13 protein-coding genes are annotated in these 13,904 nt (G+C 72.2%); 6 read left to right on the top strand and 7 right to left on the bottom strand.

The window, feature by feature from the left end; genetic code table 11:
• Positions 1 to 507 precede the first annotated feature (507 nt).
• The 3 genes from ACIQM4_RS14260 to ACIQM4_RS14270 are packed head-to-tail and all read right to left on the bottom strand — an operon-like array spanning position 508 to position 3,762.
• Complete coding sequence (locus ACIQM4_RS14260; RefSeq protein ID WP_401590765.1) at positions 508 to 2,154, bottom strand: transporter; 1,647 nt, start codon at positions 2,152 to 2,154, stop codon at positions 508 to 510.
• On the bottom strand, positions 2,151 to 3,014 hold the full coding sequence (locus ACIQM4_RS14265) for an ABC transporter ATP-binding protein (protein WP_401590767.1): 864 nt from the start codon (positions 3,012 to 3,014) through the stop codon (positions 2,151 to 2,153). The genes ACIQM4_RS14260 and ACIQM4_RS14265 overlap by 4 nt, the downstream gene beginning before the upstream one ends.
• A gap of 37 nt (positions 3,015 to 3,051) precedes the next feature.
• On the bottom strand, positions 3,052 to 3,762 hold the full coding sequence (locus tag ACIQM4_RS14270) for a bifunctional DNA primase/polymerase (protein WP_401590770.1): 711 nt from the start codon (positions 3,760 to 3,762) through the stop codon (positions 3,052 to 3,054).
• Between the two features lie 292 nt (positions 3,763 to 4,054).
• Here ACIQM4_RS14270 and ACIQM4_RS14275 point away from each other — a divergent pair, with 292 nt between their 5' ends.
• Complete coding sequence (locus ACIQM4_RS14275; protein WP_401590772.1) at positions 4,055 to 5,446, top strand: transcriptional regulator; 1,392 nt, start codon at positions 4,055 to 4,057, stop codon at positions 5,444 to 5,446.
• Positions 5,447 to 5,524: 78 nt separating this feature from the next.
• Here ACIQM4_RS14275 and ACIQM4_RS14280 read toward each other — a convergent pair whose 3' ends face one another.
• Positions 5,525 to 6,289, bottom strand: a complete 765-nt coding sequence (locus tag ACIQM4_RS14280) for a hypothetical protein (RefSeq protein ID WP_401590774.1) — start codon at positions 6,287 to 6,289, stop codon at positions 5,525 to 5,527.
• 108 nt (positions 6,290 to 6,397) lie between these two features.
• Between ACIQM4_RS14280 and ACIQM4_RS14285 the strand changes: the two genes are divergently transcribed.
• The 3 genes from ACIQM4_RS14285 (at position 6,398) to purU (ending at position 9,096) form a co-directional block, all read left to right on the top strand.
• Positions 6,398 to 7,534, top strand: a complete 1,137-nt coding sequence (locus tag ACIQM4_RS14285) for a hypothetical protein (RefSeq protein ID WP_401590777.1) — start codon at positions 6,398 to 6,400, stop codon at positions 7,532 to 7,534.
• Between the two features lie 188 nt (positions 7,535 to 7,722).
• Positions 7,723 to 8,169, top strand: coding sequence for a hypothetical protein (locus ACIQM4_RS14290; protein ID WP_401591413.1), 447 nt, complete (start codon positions 7,723 to 7,725; stop codon positions 8,167 to 8,169).
• A gap of 30 nt (positions 8,170 to 8,199) precedes the next feature.
• Positions 8,200 to 9,096 carry a formyltetrahydrofolate deformylase gene (purU, locus tag ACIQM4_RS14295; RefSeq protein WP_401590779.1) on the top strand — a complete coding sequence of 299 codons (897 nt, stop codon included), beginning with the start codon at positions 8,200 to 8,202 and terminating at the stop codon, positions 9,094 to 9,096.
• Between the two features lie 52 nt (positions 9,097 to 9,148).
• On the opposite strand, the gene ACIQM4_RS14300 is transcribed toward purU, so the two are convergent.
• Positions 9,149 to 10,321, bottom strand: a complete 1,173-nt coding sequence (locus tag ACIQM4_RS14300; protein ID WP_401590781.1) for a maleylpyruvate isomerase N-terminal domain-containing protein — start codon at positions 10,319 to 10,321, stop codon at positions 9,149 to 9,151.
• Positions 10,318 to 10,890, bottom strand: a complete 573-nt coding sequence (locus ACIQM4_RS14305; RefSeq protein WP_401590784.1) for a sigma-70 family RNA polymerase sigma factor — start codon at positions 10,888 to 10,890, stop codon at positions 10,318 to 10,320. The genes ACIQM4_RS14300 and ACIQM4_RS14305 overlap by 4 nt, the downstream gene beginning before the upstream one ends.
• Positions 10,891 to 11,144: 254 nt before the next feature.
• Between ACIQM4_RS14305 and ACIQM4_RS14310 the strand changes: the two genes are divergently transcribed.
• Entirely contained in the window at positions 11,145 to 11,519 is a 375-nt protein-coding gene (locus tag ACIQM4_RS14310; protein WP_401590787.1) for an STAS domain-containing protein, read from the top strand.
• 90 nt (positions 11,520 to 11,609) lie between these two features.
• Positions 11,610 to 12,140, top strand: a complete 531-nt coding sequence (locus ACIQM4_RS14315; protein WP_401590790.1) for an EF-hand domain-containing protein — start codon at positions 11,610 to 11,612, stop codon at positions 12,138 to 12,140.
• Positions 12,141 to 12,305: 165 nt separating this feature from the next.
• On the opposite strand, the gene ACIQM4_RS14320 is transcribed toward ACIQM4_RS14315, so the two are convergent.
• Positions 12,306 to 13,865, bottom strand: coding sequence for a class I adenylate-forming enzyme family protein (locus ACIQM4_RS14320; RefSeq protein WP_401590793.1), 1,560 nt, complete (start codon positions 13,863 to 13,865; stop codon positions 12,306 to 12,308).
• Between the last annotated feature and the right edge of the window lie 39 nt (positions 13,866 to 13,904).

The raw sequence follows: 13,904 nt of genomic DNA on the forward strand, positions 1-13,904 counted from the left end.
CACCCACGCCCAGGGGGGCCCGCCCCTCAGGGGCGCGGGGAACTGCGCGCCCAGCCACGCCGCGCCCGCACGTCCCACACCCTCGCCCAGGGGGCACCTCTTAGGGGCGCGGGGAACTGCGCGACCAGCCACGACGCGCCTGCGCGACAAGAACATCCCGTAAGGGGGCACGCAAAGGGCACGCTCCGCGCGAGGTGCCGCCCCCTTGCCCACCCGTCCCGCCCCCGGGGGGCGGCCCCGCTGCCCAAGGAGGCTGAGGGGTGGGGAAAGGGGGTGGCCCCGCTGCCCAAGGAGGCTGAGGGGTGGGGAAAGGGGGTGGCCCCGCTGCCCAAGGAGGCTGAGGGGTGGGGAAAGGGGGCGGCCCCGCTGCCCAAGGAGGCTGGGGCGGGAGTGCGGGTGAGGGGCGGCACCGCTGCCCAAGCGGGCTGGGGTGGCGGAGGGAAGAGGGGGCGGCCCCGCTGCCCGAGGGGGTCAGGTGGGGCGAGGGCTCCCGGGGGCCCGAAAGGGTCAGCTCTTGCTGACCGCGGTCAGGATCTCCGGCAAGCGGGACGCAGTCCACGGCGCCGCCACCCGCAACCCCACCCAAGTGATCAGCAGACCGTACGCCGCCCCCACCGGCAACAGCATCCACGTCGCGTGCCCCGCGACATGCAGCCACACCGTCAGCCCGATCAGCGGTGCGCACACCACCGTCGAGACCACGAGCCCCGTCAGCAGCGACATCCAGGCCAGCGAGCCCTGCCCGGGGGCCGCGTTCTTGTACGCGCCCTCCTGCGGCACCGAGTACGGGAAGCGGGCCGAGGCCACGAGCCCCGCCGCCAGCAGCGCCCCGAGCAGGGCGAACGCCAGCCCGAGCACCTCGGGGAAGACCCCCCAGTCGTCGACGATCGCCGCCGTCACGGCCGTCACCAGCACCGTGTACGGCACCGTGATCGCGAACAGCGCCAGCAGCCTGGCCCGGAGTTCCTCGTAGGCGTCCCGGGTGGTGGAGACGGTCGTTGCGACCATCCAGAAGGCCGAGGTGTCCGTCCCGAACTGGTTGAACGTCTGCATGCCGAGCATGCCGGTGGCCATGGACGCCAGATACACAGAACCGGTGCCCTGGAGCGCGTTGAAGACCGGCACGATCAGCCCGATGGCGAGGGAGGTGATCCACGCGCCCTTGGTCTTCGGATCGCGCCAGATGTACCGCAGTACCCGCTGCGCCGTCGCGGCGGTCCTGCCGTCCGGCAGCAGCCGCGAGAGCCAGCCCGCGGACGACTCCTTGCGGGCCGGACCGGACGCCTGGATCGTCGACCCGTCGGGCGCCGTCATCAACTTGACCAGGCCCCGCTCCCACGACCACAGCAGCGCCGCCAAGGCCACGGCGGCGAGGGCCAGTTGGGCGGCCCCCCGCCCGTACGCCCCCTCGCTCACCGAGTGCACCGCGCCGATCGCGGAGGCCGGCGGCACCCACTGCACGACGTCGGCCACCGGGTCGAGCACCGACAGGCCACCGGAGTTGGCGAGCCGCTGCCAGCCGAAGTTCACGAACTGGATGCCGACGGCCACGATCAGTCCGCTCAGCACCGCCAGGTCCCGGCCCCGCCGGCTGGTCAGCAGCCGTACGTTCGCCGTCGCGACGGCCCGGGCCAGCGCCACACACGTGAGCACGAGCAGCACGGCGGCCGGCACGGCCACCACCGCCCCCGCAGCACCGTGCGCCACGGCGATCACCGAGCCGATCGCCAGGCACACCGTGAACAGCGGGCCGATCCCCACCAGCGATGCCACCAGCAGGGCCTGGACCAGCGGCCTCGGCCTGAGCGGCAGCATCACCAGCCGCGACGGGTCCAGCGTCTCGTCGCCGCTGGGGAAGAACAGCGGCATGAACGTCCAGCCGACTGCGACCACCAGCGCCATCAGCAACGTCAGCGTCGGCGCGAAGGACTGCCCGCGCATCGCGATCAGCCCGACCAGCTGGAGCGCCGAGAAGAGCAGCACCAGCACCGCGGTGGTGACGAACGCGGCCTTCCGCCCGGACGACTGCCGCAGCCCGTTCTTCAGCAGCGCGAGTTTCAGCCGTACGAACAGCGGGGTCAGACCGGCGGACGCGGTGGGTCCGGCCGGCGGGGCGGCCCCGGGAGACGGGGTGTGTCCTGCGGCGATACTCATCGCGGTGCCCCGCCGCCCAGCCAGTCCAGGCTCTGCCCGGCCTCTCGCCCGCTCGCGCCCACCAGTTCGAGGAAAGCGTTCTGCAGGCTCGGCGCGTCACCCCGTACCTCAGCGAGGGTCCCCTGGGCGCGGATGCGGCCCGCGGCCATCACGGCGACCCAGTCGCACAGCGACTCCACCAGCTCCATGACGTGGCTGGAGAAGATGACGGTGGCTCCCGAGCCCGTGTACCGCTCCAGCACGCCGCGGATGGTCTGGGCGGACACCGGGTCGACGCCCTCGAACGGCTCGTCCAGGAACAGGACTTCGGGATTGTGCAGCAGGGCTGCGGCGAGACCGATCTTCTTGCGCATGCCGGTCGAGTAGTCGACGACGAGCTTGTGCTGGGAGCCGGCCAGGTCGAGCACGTCCAGGAGCTGCGTGGCCCGCTTGTCGACCTCCTCGCCCGGCAGTCCGCGCAACCGGCCGGTGTAGGCCAGCAGTTCACGGCCCGACAGTCGCTCGAACAGCCGAAGTCCCTCGGGCAGTACGCCGATCCGTGACTTGACCCGCACCGGGTCGCGCCACACGTCGTGGCCGCCGATCTCCACGGTGCCCCGGTCGGGGCGCAGCAGCCCCGTCACCATCGAGAGCGTGGTGGTCTTGCCCGCGCCGTTCGGCCCGACCAGGCCGATGAACTTCCCGGCCGGGAGTTCGAGATCGATTCCGGCCACGGCGATCTGCTCACCGAACCGCTTCCACAGGCCCTGGACACGCACCGCGGCGGGCGGCGCCGTATGCGCTCCGCCCGCCCGCCTTGCCGTCAGGTCGCCTGCTGTGCCGTCTTTTTGTGCCTCATCTTCGAATGCCTGGTCAGGCATGGCATTGCCTTTCGTGGTCCCCGTGTACGGGGCCAGCCTATGTTCGCGTGCGCCCCCGCGCAGCAGCTGCTTCACGCCCGCACGCGTACGCCAGCGGACTGATCAGCTCCTCCGCGTCCGGCAGCCACCGGTTCGCGGGGGTGGGGCGGCGCGCCCACTGCACGGCGCCCATGCCGCCCATGCGGGTCGGCGGGGCCGCCACGTAGTCGCCCTCGCCGCGGGCGACGAGGTCGAGCGTGCTCGGTGCCCAGCCCAACTTCCGTACGAGATCGGGAATCTTGGCGCCCGCGCCCGGCAGTACGAAGAAGAGGAGCCGGCGGTCGGGGGTGCTGGTGACGGGCCCGAGGGTGAGCTCCATGCGCTCCATCCGGGCCAGCGCCAGGAAGCCGGCCGTCTCGGGAACGTCGATGGCGTCGAAGGTACGTCCGGTGGGCAGCAGGACCGAGGCCTTCGGGTTCTTCTGCCAGAGCCTGCGCGCCGCGACCGCGCTGCCGGTGGCCTGCGTCGACCAGTCGCCCTTGGCCGGGTGCGCGCCGGGGGTGGCGCACGTCAGGTCACCGCAGGAGCAGCGCTCCACCCCTTCCTGGACATCGAGCCAGGTGCCGGGGACCACGTCCCAGTGCCGTTCTTCCGCGTACCGTACGGCGCTGTCGAGCAGTTGATCACCGCGCTGCTGAGGGATCTTGGCTGCGTCCGTGACGTCCGTGACTCCGATGGTCTCTTCCACGCACAGCTCAACTACGAGCATCACCTCCGGTTACGGGCGGCCAGGACCCGGGGGGGTGGCGCATCGCTCCCGCATGTGGGGCGCATGGGTGCACGGGCGGGGGCGCGCAGGTGGCGGCGGTCCCGTGAGCGGGAAGCCACAGGGGTGGAGGGCGGAGGTACCGGAAATACCTCAGGCTTCCGGAAGTGAAGCCTCATGTGCGTACATGACGCACATGGTTCGCATTCTTTGCATATCCGCCGGGCAGTGATCTCCGTGCGAATTCATCGGAATTCCGTAGGACTTCATCAGCGCCCGCACCAGGGGGTTACACATGGCAGCCAGGCCGCTCGTCGCCCGCCAGCCCAACGAACGACTCCAGGCGCTCATCCAGGAAGCCGGCTGCTCCAACGCCGGTCTGGCCCGCCGGGTCAACATGTGCGGCGCCGAGCACGGACTCGATCTGCGTTACGACAAGACATCCGTCGCGCGGTGGCTGCGCGGGCAGCAGCCCAGGGGCCGGGCCCCCGGGATCATCGCCGAGGCCATCGGCCGCAAGCTGGGGCGCACCGTCACCATCGACGAGATCGGGATGGCGAACGGCAAGAATCTGGCGTCCGGGATCGGGCTCCAGTTCTCGCCCACGGTGCTGGGCGCGATCGAGCAGGTCTGCGAGCTGTGGCGGAGCGACGTGGGACGTAGGGACTTCCTGTCCGGCTCGTCGGTGGCGGCGTCCGCGCTGGTCGAACCGAGCCGGGACTGGCTGATCACCGGCGCCGACCACCAGGTGGCGCGGACGGCCGGCTCACGGGTCGGCCTGAGCGACGTGGCGGCGGTACGGGCGACGACGGAGGCACTGACGTCGCTCGACCACCGTTTCGGCAGCGGTCACGTCCGCCCGATCGTCGTGCACTACCTCAACAGCGTGGTGTCCGGGCTGCTTTCGGGGTCGTACCGGGAGGCGGTGGGGCGCGAGCTCTTCGCGGCGGTCGCCAGGCTCACCGAACTGGCCGGATACATGGCCGTCGACACCGGCCAGCCGGGGCTGGCCCAGCGCTACTACATCCAGGCGCTGCGGCTCGCCCAGGCGGCGGGCGACCGCGGGTACGGGGGGTACGTACTGGCCGCCTCGATGAGTCACCTCGCGGCGCAGCTCGGCAACCCGCGGGAGATCTCGCAGCTGGCGCGCGCGGCGCAGGAGGGTGCACGGGGGCGGGTGACGCCGCGGGCGGAGGCCATGTTCTACGCGGCCGAGGCGCGCGGTCACGCGCTGCTGGGCGACGAGCGCACCTGCGCGGCCGTGGCGGGCAAGGCGCAGTCGGCGATGGAGCGGGCGCACGACGCGGGTGACGCGGGCGACGACCCGGTCTGGATCGCCCACTTCGACCAGGCCTATCTGGCCGACGAGCTGGCGCACTGCCACCGGGACCTGGGGCAGGCGGACGCGGCGGCGCGCCGGGCGCAGGAGAGCCTCGCGGGACATCCGGACGGCAGGGTGCGGAGGCGGGCGATCGGGCTCGTACTCCTGGCCACGGCGCAGGTGCAGAAGCGGGAGGTGGAACAGGCCTGTTCGACCGGCACGCGCGCGGTGGAACTGCTGAGCACGTTGCGCTCGAACCGGGGGGCCGAGTACCTGGAGGACTTCCAGCAGCGGCTCGACCCCTACCGGGACGAGCCCTCGGTAAGGGAGTTCGGGGCCCGGATGGAGATTCAGGCGGCGGCCTGACAGAAATTGGGAAGAGGCCGAAAAGCGTTCCTCGGCGTCAATGCGGGAGCCTATACAGCGTCAACCACGGTCTATCCGTTACAGGGGCGCGTGGCGGGTGTGTGCTGGGTGGGCGGGGATCGCGGGTGCGTGGCAGCGGGGCGGATTCACCCGGTAGCGTGAACCGGTGATTCCGTCCCTCGCTGTTGTGGCGAGGCCACCCCAGATCCCGATGGCAGGAGCCCCCCGTTGACGCAGAGCGAACAGGGTGATGAGCCGCAGCATCCCGCTGGACGCCCGGCATACGAGGGCGTCATTCTGCCCCCGGCGCAGCCCGCGCAGCTGCGGTGGCCCGCATCGGAGCTGCCCGGCCAGGGCCCCGGGTCGATGACCGGCCACACGGTGCCGCCGCAGGGACAGAGCTGGGACCAGCCGTGGGGCCCGGTGGCCCAACAGCCGCCCGTACCGCAGCAGATGGATCAAGGGCAGCACCAGCAGCCCCAGGGTGGGCAGCAGCCCCAAGCTGAGACGCAGCCCCAAGCTGGGCAGCAGCACCAGTCGCAGCAGCACGAGTTCCGGCAGAACCAGCCCCAGCAGCACCAGCCCCCGCAGTACCAGGGAGAACAGCAGCCCGCGCAGTACCGGCCCGAGCCGCAGCCCCCGCAGCAACACCAGCAGATACCGCAGCCGCCGCCGCAGATGCCCCAGCCGCAGACCCCGCAGCCGCACCCGTACCAACAGGCCCCGCAACACCAGCAGAACCCTCAGCCGCACCAGCAGAACCCGCAGCCCCACCAGCAGAACCCGCAGCCCCATCAGCAGAACCCTCAGCCCCACCAGCCCCTCCAGAACGCGCAGCCCCACCAGCAGAACCCGCACCTGCCCCCGCAGACGCCGCTGCCCTCGGGGCCCGCCTGGGGAGCGCCGCCCGCCGCCGGTGACGCCGAAGCCACCCAGTTCATGCCGCCGGTCGTGCAAACGCCCGGCGCGCTTCCGCCGGAGAGCCCCGTCGGCCCGCAGTCCGCCGCACACCACGGCGGAGCCCCCGGCCCCGGTCCCGTCGGGCCCGGCCAGGTCGACGGCACGCAGTTCCTCGGCCAGCAGGCGCTGCAGCCGCCCGCCGGGTCGGACGCCGACGCCACGCAGTACCTGCCGCCCGTGCCCGACGGGGCCGCCTACGCGCCCCGCCCCGAAGCCCCGCCGCGCTCGGAGCAGCCCGGAGAGCGGCAGCCGCCCGCCGAGTTCGACAGCCTCTTCCGTACCCAGGCCCCGCAGCCGTCGCAGGGGGCCGAGGATCCGGCGTCGCCGGGGGCCACGCAGCAGATGCCGCGTTTCCTGCCGCCCCGGCAGCAGGAGGCCGAGCAGGAGGAGGCGCGCTACCAGCAGTTCCAGCAGCCGGGAGCCGGGCCCCGGCAGGGCGGGTTCCAGCAGCCGGGGCAGGACCCGCGGGGCGGTGGCTCCGGGCGGCGCAAGATCTCGCCGGTACCGCTCATCGCGGCCGTGGTGATCGGCTGTTCCGTGATCGGCCTCGGCATCGGCGCGCTGATGAACTTCGGCGGTGACGACGAGGACAAGCCCAAGGACCCGACGACCACCGCCGCCGGTACCGAGGCCCCCGCGCAGCCGCCCGCCGAGAAGGCCGAGGACCCCGCGAAGGCGCAGGCGACGGCGCTGGACAAGCTCCTCGCCGACAGCAACAACAGCCGCTCCGCCGTCATCAACGCCGTGGCGGCCATCGGCAGCTGCGGCAAGCTCGACGAGGCCGCCAAGGACCTGCGCGGCGCCGCCGGCCAGCGGCGCGGCCTGGTGACCCGGCTGGAGGCGCTCAAGGTGGACAAGCTGCCCGACAACGCCTCGCTCACCCAGCACCTCAACTCCGCCTGGAAGGCGTCCGCCGCCGCCGACGACCACTACGCGGACTGGGCGGACAAGGTCGCGGGCGACAAGGAGCGGTTCTGCCCCAAGGGGAAGGCGAGGGCGACCGCCGAACGGCGTGCGGGCGACCGCGAGAGCGGCAAGGCGTCCGCGGCCAAGAAGAGCGCCGTGGGCCCCTGGAACGCGATCGCCGACAAGTACCAGCTGACCCCGCACCAGCCGACGGACCTGTAGCTCCGACGGACCTGTGGCCGTCCAATCCGTAGCCGTCCTTGGCCGGCCGACCTGTGGCCGCCCGCACACGGCGGGTGGTGAATGGGCGGATCGTGGGGGCTTGTCCGTACCGAAATCGGATGCCCGTACGATCGGCAACCGTGCAAGCTTCAGCTAACCCTTCCCGTCGCGGCCGTCGCTCCACCACCATGGGCGGTATGCCGCTGAATGACATGCCGTGGTGGCGCTGGCGCACTCAGGTGCGTTCCGCGCTGCACATGCTCTCCGACCCCGCCTTCCACCAGGAGTACTGGCTGGCCGGTCTCGACGGGTACGGCGACATCACCGATGCCGTGTACCGCCTCGTCGAGGACACCTGGCTCGACAACTGGTCCGCCGAGAAGTACGTCGGCACCATATTCCGGGACTCGGGCGAGGCGGCCCTCGTGGACGTCGCCGTGCTCCGGGTCCTGCGGATCATGCACCAGGTCGGCGCGGACGCCCCCGTGTCGGCGTACATGGCCCACCACGGCTGGCCGGAGGCGGTACGGGCGGCCCGCGAGGCGCACGTGCGGATGGCGTCCCAGGACGGGGACGATCCGGACGTACCGCCGCGCTCCCTCGAAGTCATCCGCATCCTGACCAGGTCGTCCTAGGCCCCACGTCATGTGCGATCCTCTGAGGTCATGAGCGTCCCCCAGCCTGCCGCGCGGCCCGAGTCCTCGCCGGACCTGACCGACCAGTACGTCCTGACCCTGTCCTGCCCGGACAAGCAGGGCATCGTGCACGCCGTGTCCAGCTACCTGTTCATGACCGGCTGCAACATCGAGGACAGCAGGCAGTTCGGTGACCACGACACGGGACTGTTCTTCATGCGGGTGGCCTTCTCGGCCGGGGCACCGGTGAGCGTGGACAAGCTGCGGGCGAGCTTCGCAGCCATCGGGGACTCCTTCCGGATGGACTGGCAGATCCACCGCGCCGAGGACCGGATGCGGATCGTGCTGATGGTCAGCAAGTTCGGCCACTGCCTCAACGACCTGCTCTTCCGCTCCCGGATCGGCGCCCTGCCGGTCGAGATCGCCGCCGTGGTCTCCAACCACCCGGACTTCCGCGAGCTGGTCGCCTCGTACGACATCCCCTTCCACCACATCCCCGTGACGAAGGACACCAAGGCGCAGGCCGAGCAGCAGGTCCTGGACCTGGTCGAGGCGGAGCGCGTCGAGCTGGTCGTGCTCGCCCGCTACATGCAGGTCCTCTCCGACCACCTGTGCAAGCAGCTCAGCGGCCGGATCATCAACATCCACCACTCCTTCCTGCCGAGCTTCAAGGGCGCCAAGCCCTACCACCAGGCGCACGCGCGCGGTGTGAAGCTGATCGGCGCGACCGCCCACTACGTGACGGCGGACCTCGACGAGGGCCCGATCATCGAGCAGGAGGTCGAGCGGGTCGGCCACGAGGTCACCCCCGAGCAGCTGGTGGCGGTCGGCCGCGACGTGGAGTGCCAGGCGCTGGCCCGCGCGGTGAAGTGGCACAGCGAACACCGGGTGCTCCTGAACGGGCACCGCACGGTCGTCTTCGCCTAGTACCCGCCCACCGCCCGCGGGGTGGCGCGCGCACCTCGTGCAGGTTCGCGCGTCACAGCCGCGAGAGCGACGCCGCCGCGAACAGCACGTCCCGTACCGCCTCCTTGTCGCCGAGCTGTCCCGCCGCCGCCTCCTGCGGCGACACGTGCCCGGCGGCCAGCTGGCAGAACTCGACGGCGTCCATCGCGATGTGCGCCACCGCGCGGTCCGGCGAGGCGACGGCCGCGGGGGAGTCCAGCGGGATCCACCAGTCGCCCCCGCCCGGTCCCTCCACCTCCAGGTGCAGCGTGCGCCCCGGTGAACCCGCGGCGACCAGCCCCCGCACCGGCGCGGCGAGGCCGGCCCGCCGGCGGGCGGCGAGGGTGCCGGGCAGCAGCCCGGCGGCCAGCGCGATCAGCTGGTGCAGATGGGGCCCCGAGGGCGGTTCGTACGGGTAGTCCACCGCCTGGGCGATGTCGTCGGCGTGCACCCAGCACTCGAAGGCCCGCTCCAGCAGCGCGTCCTTGAGGGGAAGGCCGAAACTGCCGTAGGACACGTGGAGTTCCGAGGCGCCGTCACCCGCGAAGGACACCGTACGGATCAGGGTGTGGCTCTGCTCGCGCCACGGGGCGCGGACGGCGCGGGTGGGCGGCTGCCGCGAGCCCAGCCAGTACGCCTCGGTACGGCTGGTGGGGTCGCCGTCGCCGCCGAGCGCGTCGACGGGGTCGTCCAGCCCGAGCGCCGTGGCGATGAGCCCGTCGACGGCCATGAGGTGGCCGATGACCGCCGCGACGGTCGCCTTGCGCCGTATCGGCTCGTCCTCCTCGAACCAGCGCAGCTGCACCGGCGCGTGCCACTCGCCGGGACCGATGTCGGCCAGCAGGGCGTCCAGCCTGGCCGTCTCCGTGTCGTACGGCCTGGCCCACCCGGGTACGGGGATACGGGCCGGGCGGCGGCCCAGGCAGGTGTCCAGCACCCGGGAGCGGAGCGCCGGGTCCAGGTCGAGGCCGCGCTCCGCCTGGAGCAGCCCCACGGCGTCCCGCAGCCGCAGCGCCTCGTCCGCGCAGGGCGCGCACTCGGTGAGGTGTTCCTCGACCGCGGTGGTCTCGTCGGCGGAACAGGCGGCCAGCGCCCAGGCACCGAGCAGGGACTTGAGGGTGCGGTGGGAGCGGGCGCCGGGGCCGCCGGTGTCCGGGCCGGCCCCGGGGGAGCCGTCACCCGCCGCGCCGTCGTGACCGCCGCTCACAGTGCGCCGCCGTACTCCTGCGTGTCCACGCCCCGGGCCGTGTTCGCCGTCGAGAGCAGTTGCAGCCCGAGTCGCAGCCTGCGGCGGGCCTCGTCCTCGGTGACGCCGAGCCGGCCGGCGGTCCTGCGGTAGTCGTGCCGCTCGAAGTAGGCCAGCTCCAGCGCCTCGCGCAGCGGCGCGGGCATCGAGGTGACGATGTAGTCGGCGCGGGCCACCGCCGCCGCCCGGCGCACCTTCAGCTCCAGCTCCTCGGCCGTGCCCTCGCCGTCCGCGAGGGCCGCCGCCTCCGCCTGGCGCAGCCGGTGCACCGCGCGCCTGTTGGTGAGCCGGGCGATCCAGGCCCGCATGGAGCCTTCCTTCGGGTCGTACGTGTGCGGGTTCTCCCAGACGTGCCCGAAGACGTCGCGGGTGATCTGGTCGGCGGCGTCCTCGTCGTCGAGCACCCGGTGCGCCAGGCTGTGCACCAGGGAGGCGAACCGGTCGTACAGCTCGCCGAGCGCCGCCGCCTCGCCGCGCGCGAGCCGCTGCTGCATCCTGCGGTCCCAGCGCGGTGGTGCGTCCTTCGGCATGTGCTCGTCCCCCCGCCCGAATCCGGTCCCGGTCCCCGCCCGTCTCCCCTGCTCTTTCGAATGTAGTGCGAGGAGTGGACAGCGCACGCCCCTTCCGGACAAGTGCGCCCCCGGTGCGGTCCGGGATGGTAGTGATCCGGTCACTACGTACCTCCTGCGTGCGCCGCGCACAGGGAGGCGGTGTTTCATGGGGTGGCGGCTTGGGAAGCCGCGATGAGGAAGGGCTACTTCCGGTTAGTTGAAAGGTCCGACGCGTGACGCTGAAGGTGACAGAGGCAGAGCATGGCAGCTGGGCCGTGCTGCACATCTCCGGCGAACTGGACCTGGTGACCTCACCGGCCGTGCGCCAGCATGTGCACCACGCCGTCGCCGACGGCCGCCACCGGGTCGTGCTCGACCTCTCCGACGTGCTGTTCTGCGACTCCAGCGGGGTCGGGGTGCTGATCGCCGCCCGCCGGCTGATGCGCTCCTGCCAGGGCAACCTGCGGCTGATACTCCCGGCCCAGGGCGCGGTCGACGGCTCACACGTGAACAGGGTGCTGGCCGCACTCGGCGTCCGCCGCCTCTTCGAGGTGTTCCCTGACGTGGACACGGCGGTGGACGACACCGCGCAGTCGCTGTCCGCCTGAGGGATCGGCCTGATGTCCGAACGTCCCGCGACGGATGATTTCCTCGCACACCCCGCCACCTCCGCATCCGCAGGACGTAGGCTCCGCTGCATGGACAGCGCAGAGTACGAGCGCAAGACAGCGGCCCGTTTTGCCTCCTTCGACCAGGACGGCAACGGCTACATCGACCGCGAGGACTTCAGTGCCGCGGCTGCCGCCATCCTTGCCGAGTTCGACACCACCGCCCGCTGCGACAAGGGGCAGGCCCTCTACAGCGGCGCCGAGGCGTTCTGGCAGGGGATGGCGGGCATCGCGGACGTGGACGGTGACCAACGCGTCACCCGCGGCGAGTTCGTCACGGGTGCGGTCAAGCGCCTGCGGGACAACCCGGAGCGGTTCGCCGAGATCGCCCGCCCCTTCCTGCACGCGGCCATCGAGATCGCGGCGGCCTCGGACGGCGGGGACGAGGGCGTCACCGTCGGGGCGGCCACCAGACTGCTCCGCGTCCTGGGCGCGGACCAGGAGGCCGCCGAGCGGGTGGCGACGGCCCTGGACGCGGACGGCGACGGCATCATCACCGAGTCCGAGACCCTGTCGGCGTTCGCCGTGTACTACACCGTGGACGGCCCCGACACGCAGTAGCGATCGGCACGCTCCCCTCGCCGGGGGGGGTGAGGGGGGAGCGGTGCTCTGGTGCCGGGGCACCGCTCTCGCGCCGGAACACCGCTCACCCCCCCCCAGGAGCATCGCTCACCCCCGCGAGCACCGCTCTCGCGCCGCAGCACCGCCCACCCCCGCGAGCACCGCTCACCCCCCGAACCGCTCCCGCAGCCTGTACTTGAGCACCTTGCGCAGTGCCTCGTTGCGTGGCAGCGCCTCCACCACCTCGACCTGCTCGGGCAGTTTGTGCGTGGCCAGGCCCTGGGTGCGCAGGTAGGTGACGACCGCGTCGGGAGCCAAGGGGGCCGCGTCCGTACGCAGTTCCAGCACCGCGCACACCCGTTCGCCGCGCACCTCGTCGGGCAGCCCGATCACCGCGGCGTCGGCGACCGCCGGGTGCTGGTGCAGCAGGTCCTCGATCTCCTTGGCCGAAATGTTCTCGCCCTTGCGGATGATCACGTCCTTGAGCCGGCCGGTCAGCACCAGGTGGCCGGACCCGGTGAGGTGCCCCAGGTCGCCGGTGAGCAGGTAACCGTCCTGGTCGAAGGGGGCGGTGGCGGTTCCGGCGGCGCCCAGGTAGCCCTGGCAGACCGCTTCCCCACGCAGCCGTATCTCACCGTCCACCCCGGCGGGCACCGGCTTGCCCTCCGGGTCGGTGATCCGTACCGACATGCCCTCGGGCGGCCTGCCCTCGGTCGTCGCGAGGTTCTCCGGGGTGTCGTCTGGCGCGCCCATCGTGATCATGGGTACCTCCGTCATCCCGTACCCGTGGGTGAGTTGGCAGCCCAGCTCCCGTACCACCGCGTGGTAGATCTCGGGCGGTTTGGGCGCGCCGCCGCCGGCGAGCAGCCGCAGGGTCGGGATCAGCGGCACGTCGGGGTTCTTGCGCTGCTCGGCCAGGAACATCGAGTAGAAGGCCGTCGAGCCGCCCGCCACCGTCACCCCGTGACGGCGGTATTCGGCCAAAGCCGCGGGCAGCGCGAAGTGCTCGAAGAGGACGGCCGGGAAGCCGTACAGCAGCAGCATCACGAGGTAGTCGAGGCCGCCGATGTGCGCGTACGGGAAGGCCACGGAGCCGACGTCGTCGGCCGACAGCCGCAGCGCGTGCGCCAGGCAGGAACCGCCCGCGATCAGTGAGCGGTCGGTGTGCAGCACCCCGCGGGGGTCGGAGGTGGTGCCGGACGTCCAGTAGATCCACCGCACGGACGTGCCGTCGGCGGGCGGTGGCGGCAGCAGGGCGGGGTCGCCGTCCGGCAGGCTCTCGTACGCGTGCAGGACGAGCACCGGGCGCGGCATCTCCAGGGCGAGCCGGTGGCCCATCGCGGCATGGTCAAAACCGCGCCACTCGCCGGGCACCGCGAAGTAGTCAGCCCGGGACTGCCTCAGCGCGAAGCCCACCTCGCGGTCCCGGTAGAAGGGGATCACCGGCGTCTGCACCGCGCCGAGCCGGGCCAGCGCCAAGGAGAGCAGCACCGTCTCGATCCTGGTTGGCAACTGCCAGGCGACCACGCTCCCGGCGCGTACGCCCAGCTCGTACAGCCCGGCGGCGACCCGCTCCGAGCGCCGGTGCAGCTCGCCGAAGGTGAGGGTGCGGTCCCCCTGGAGCAGCACCGGAAGGCCGGGGGTGAGTTCGCCGCGACGGGCGACCAGCTCCCAGAGGGTGCGGGATTCGCCCAGCGACGACGCGAGCGGGTTCGGTGCGGCCACTTCGGTTCCCCCGTAACTGACGGACTGTCAGAACTGACC

Source organism: Streptomyces sp. NPDC091272, from assembly GCF_044757485.1.
In the GTDB taxonomy this organism is placed as follows: Bacteria; Actinomycetota; Actinomycetes; order Streptomycetales; family Streptomycetaceae; genus Streptomyces.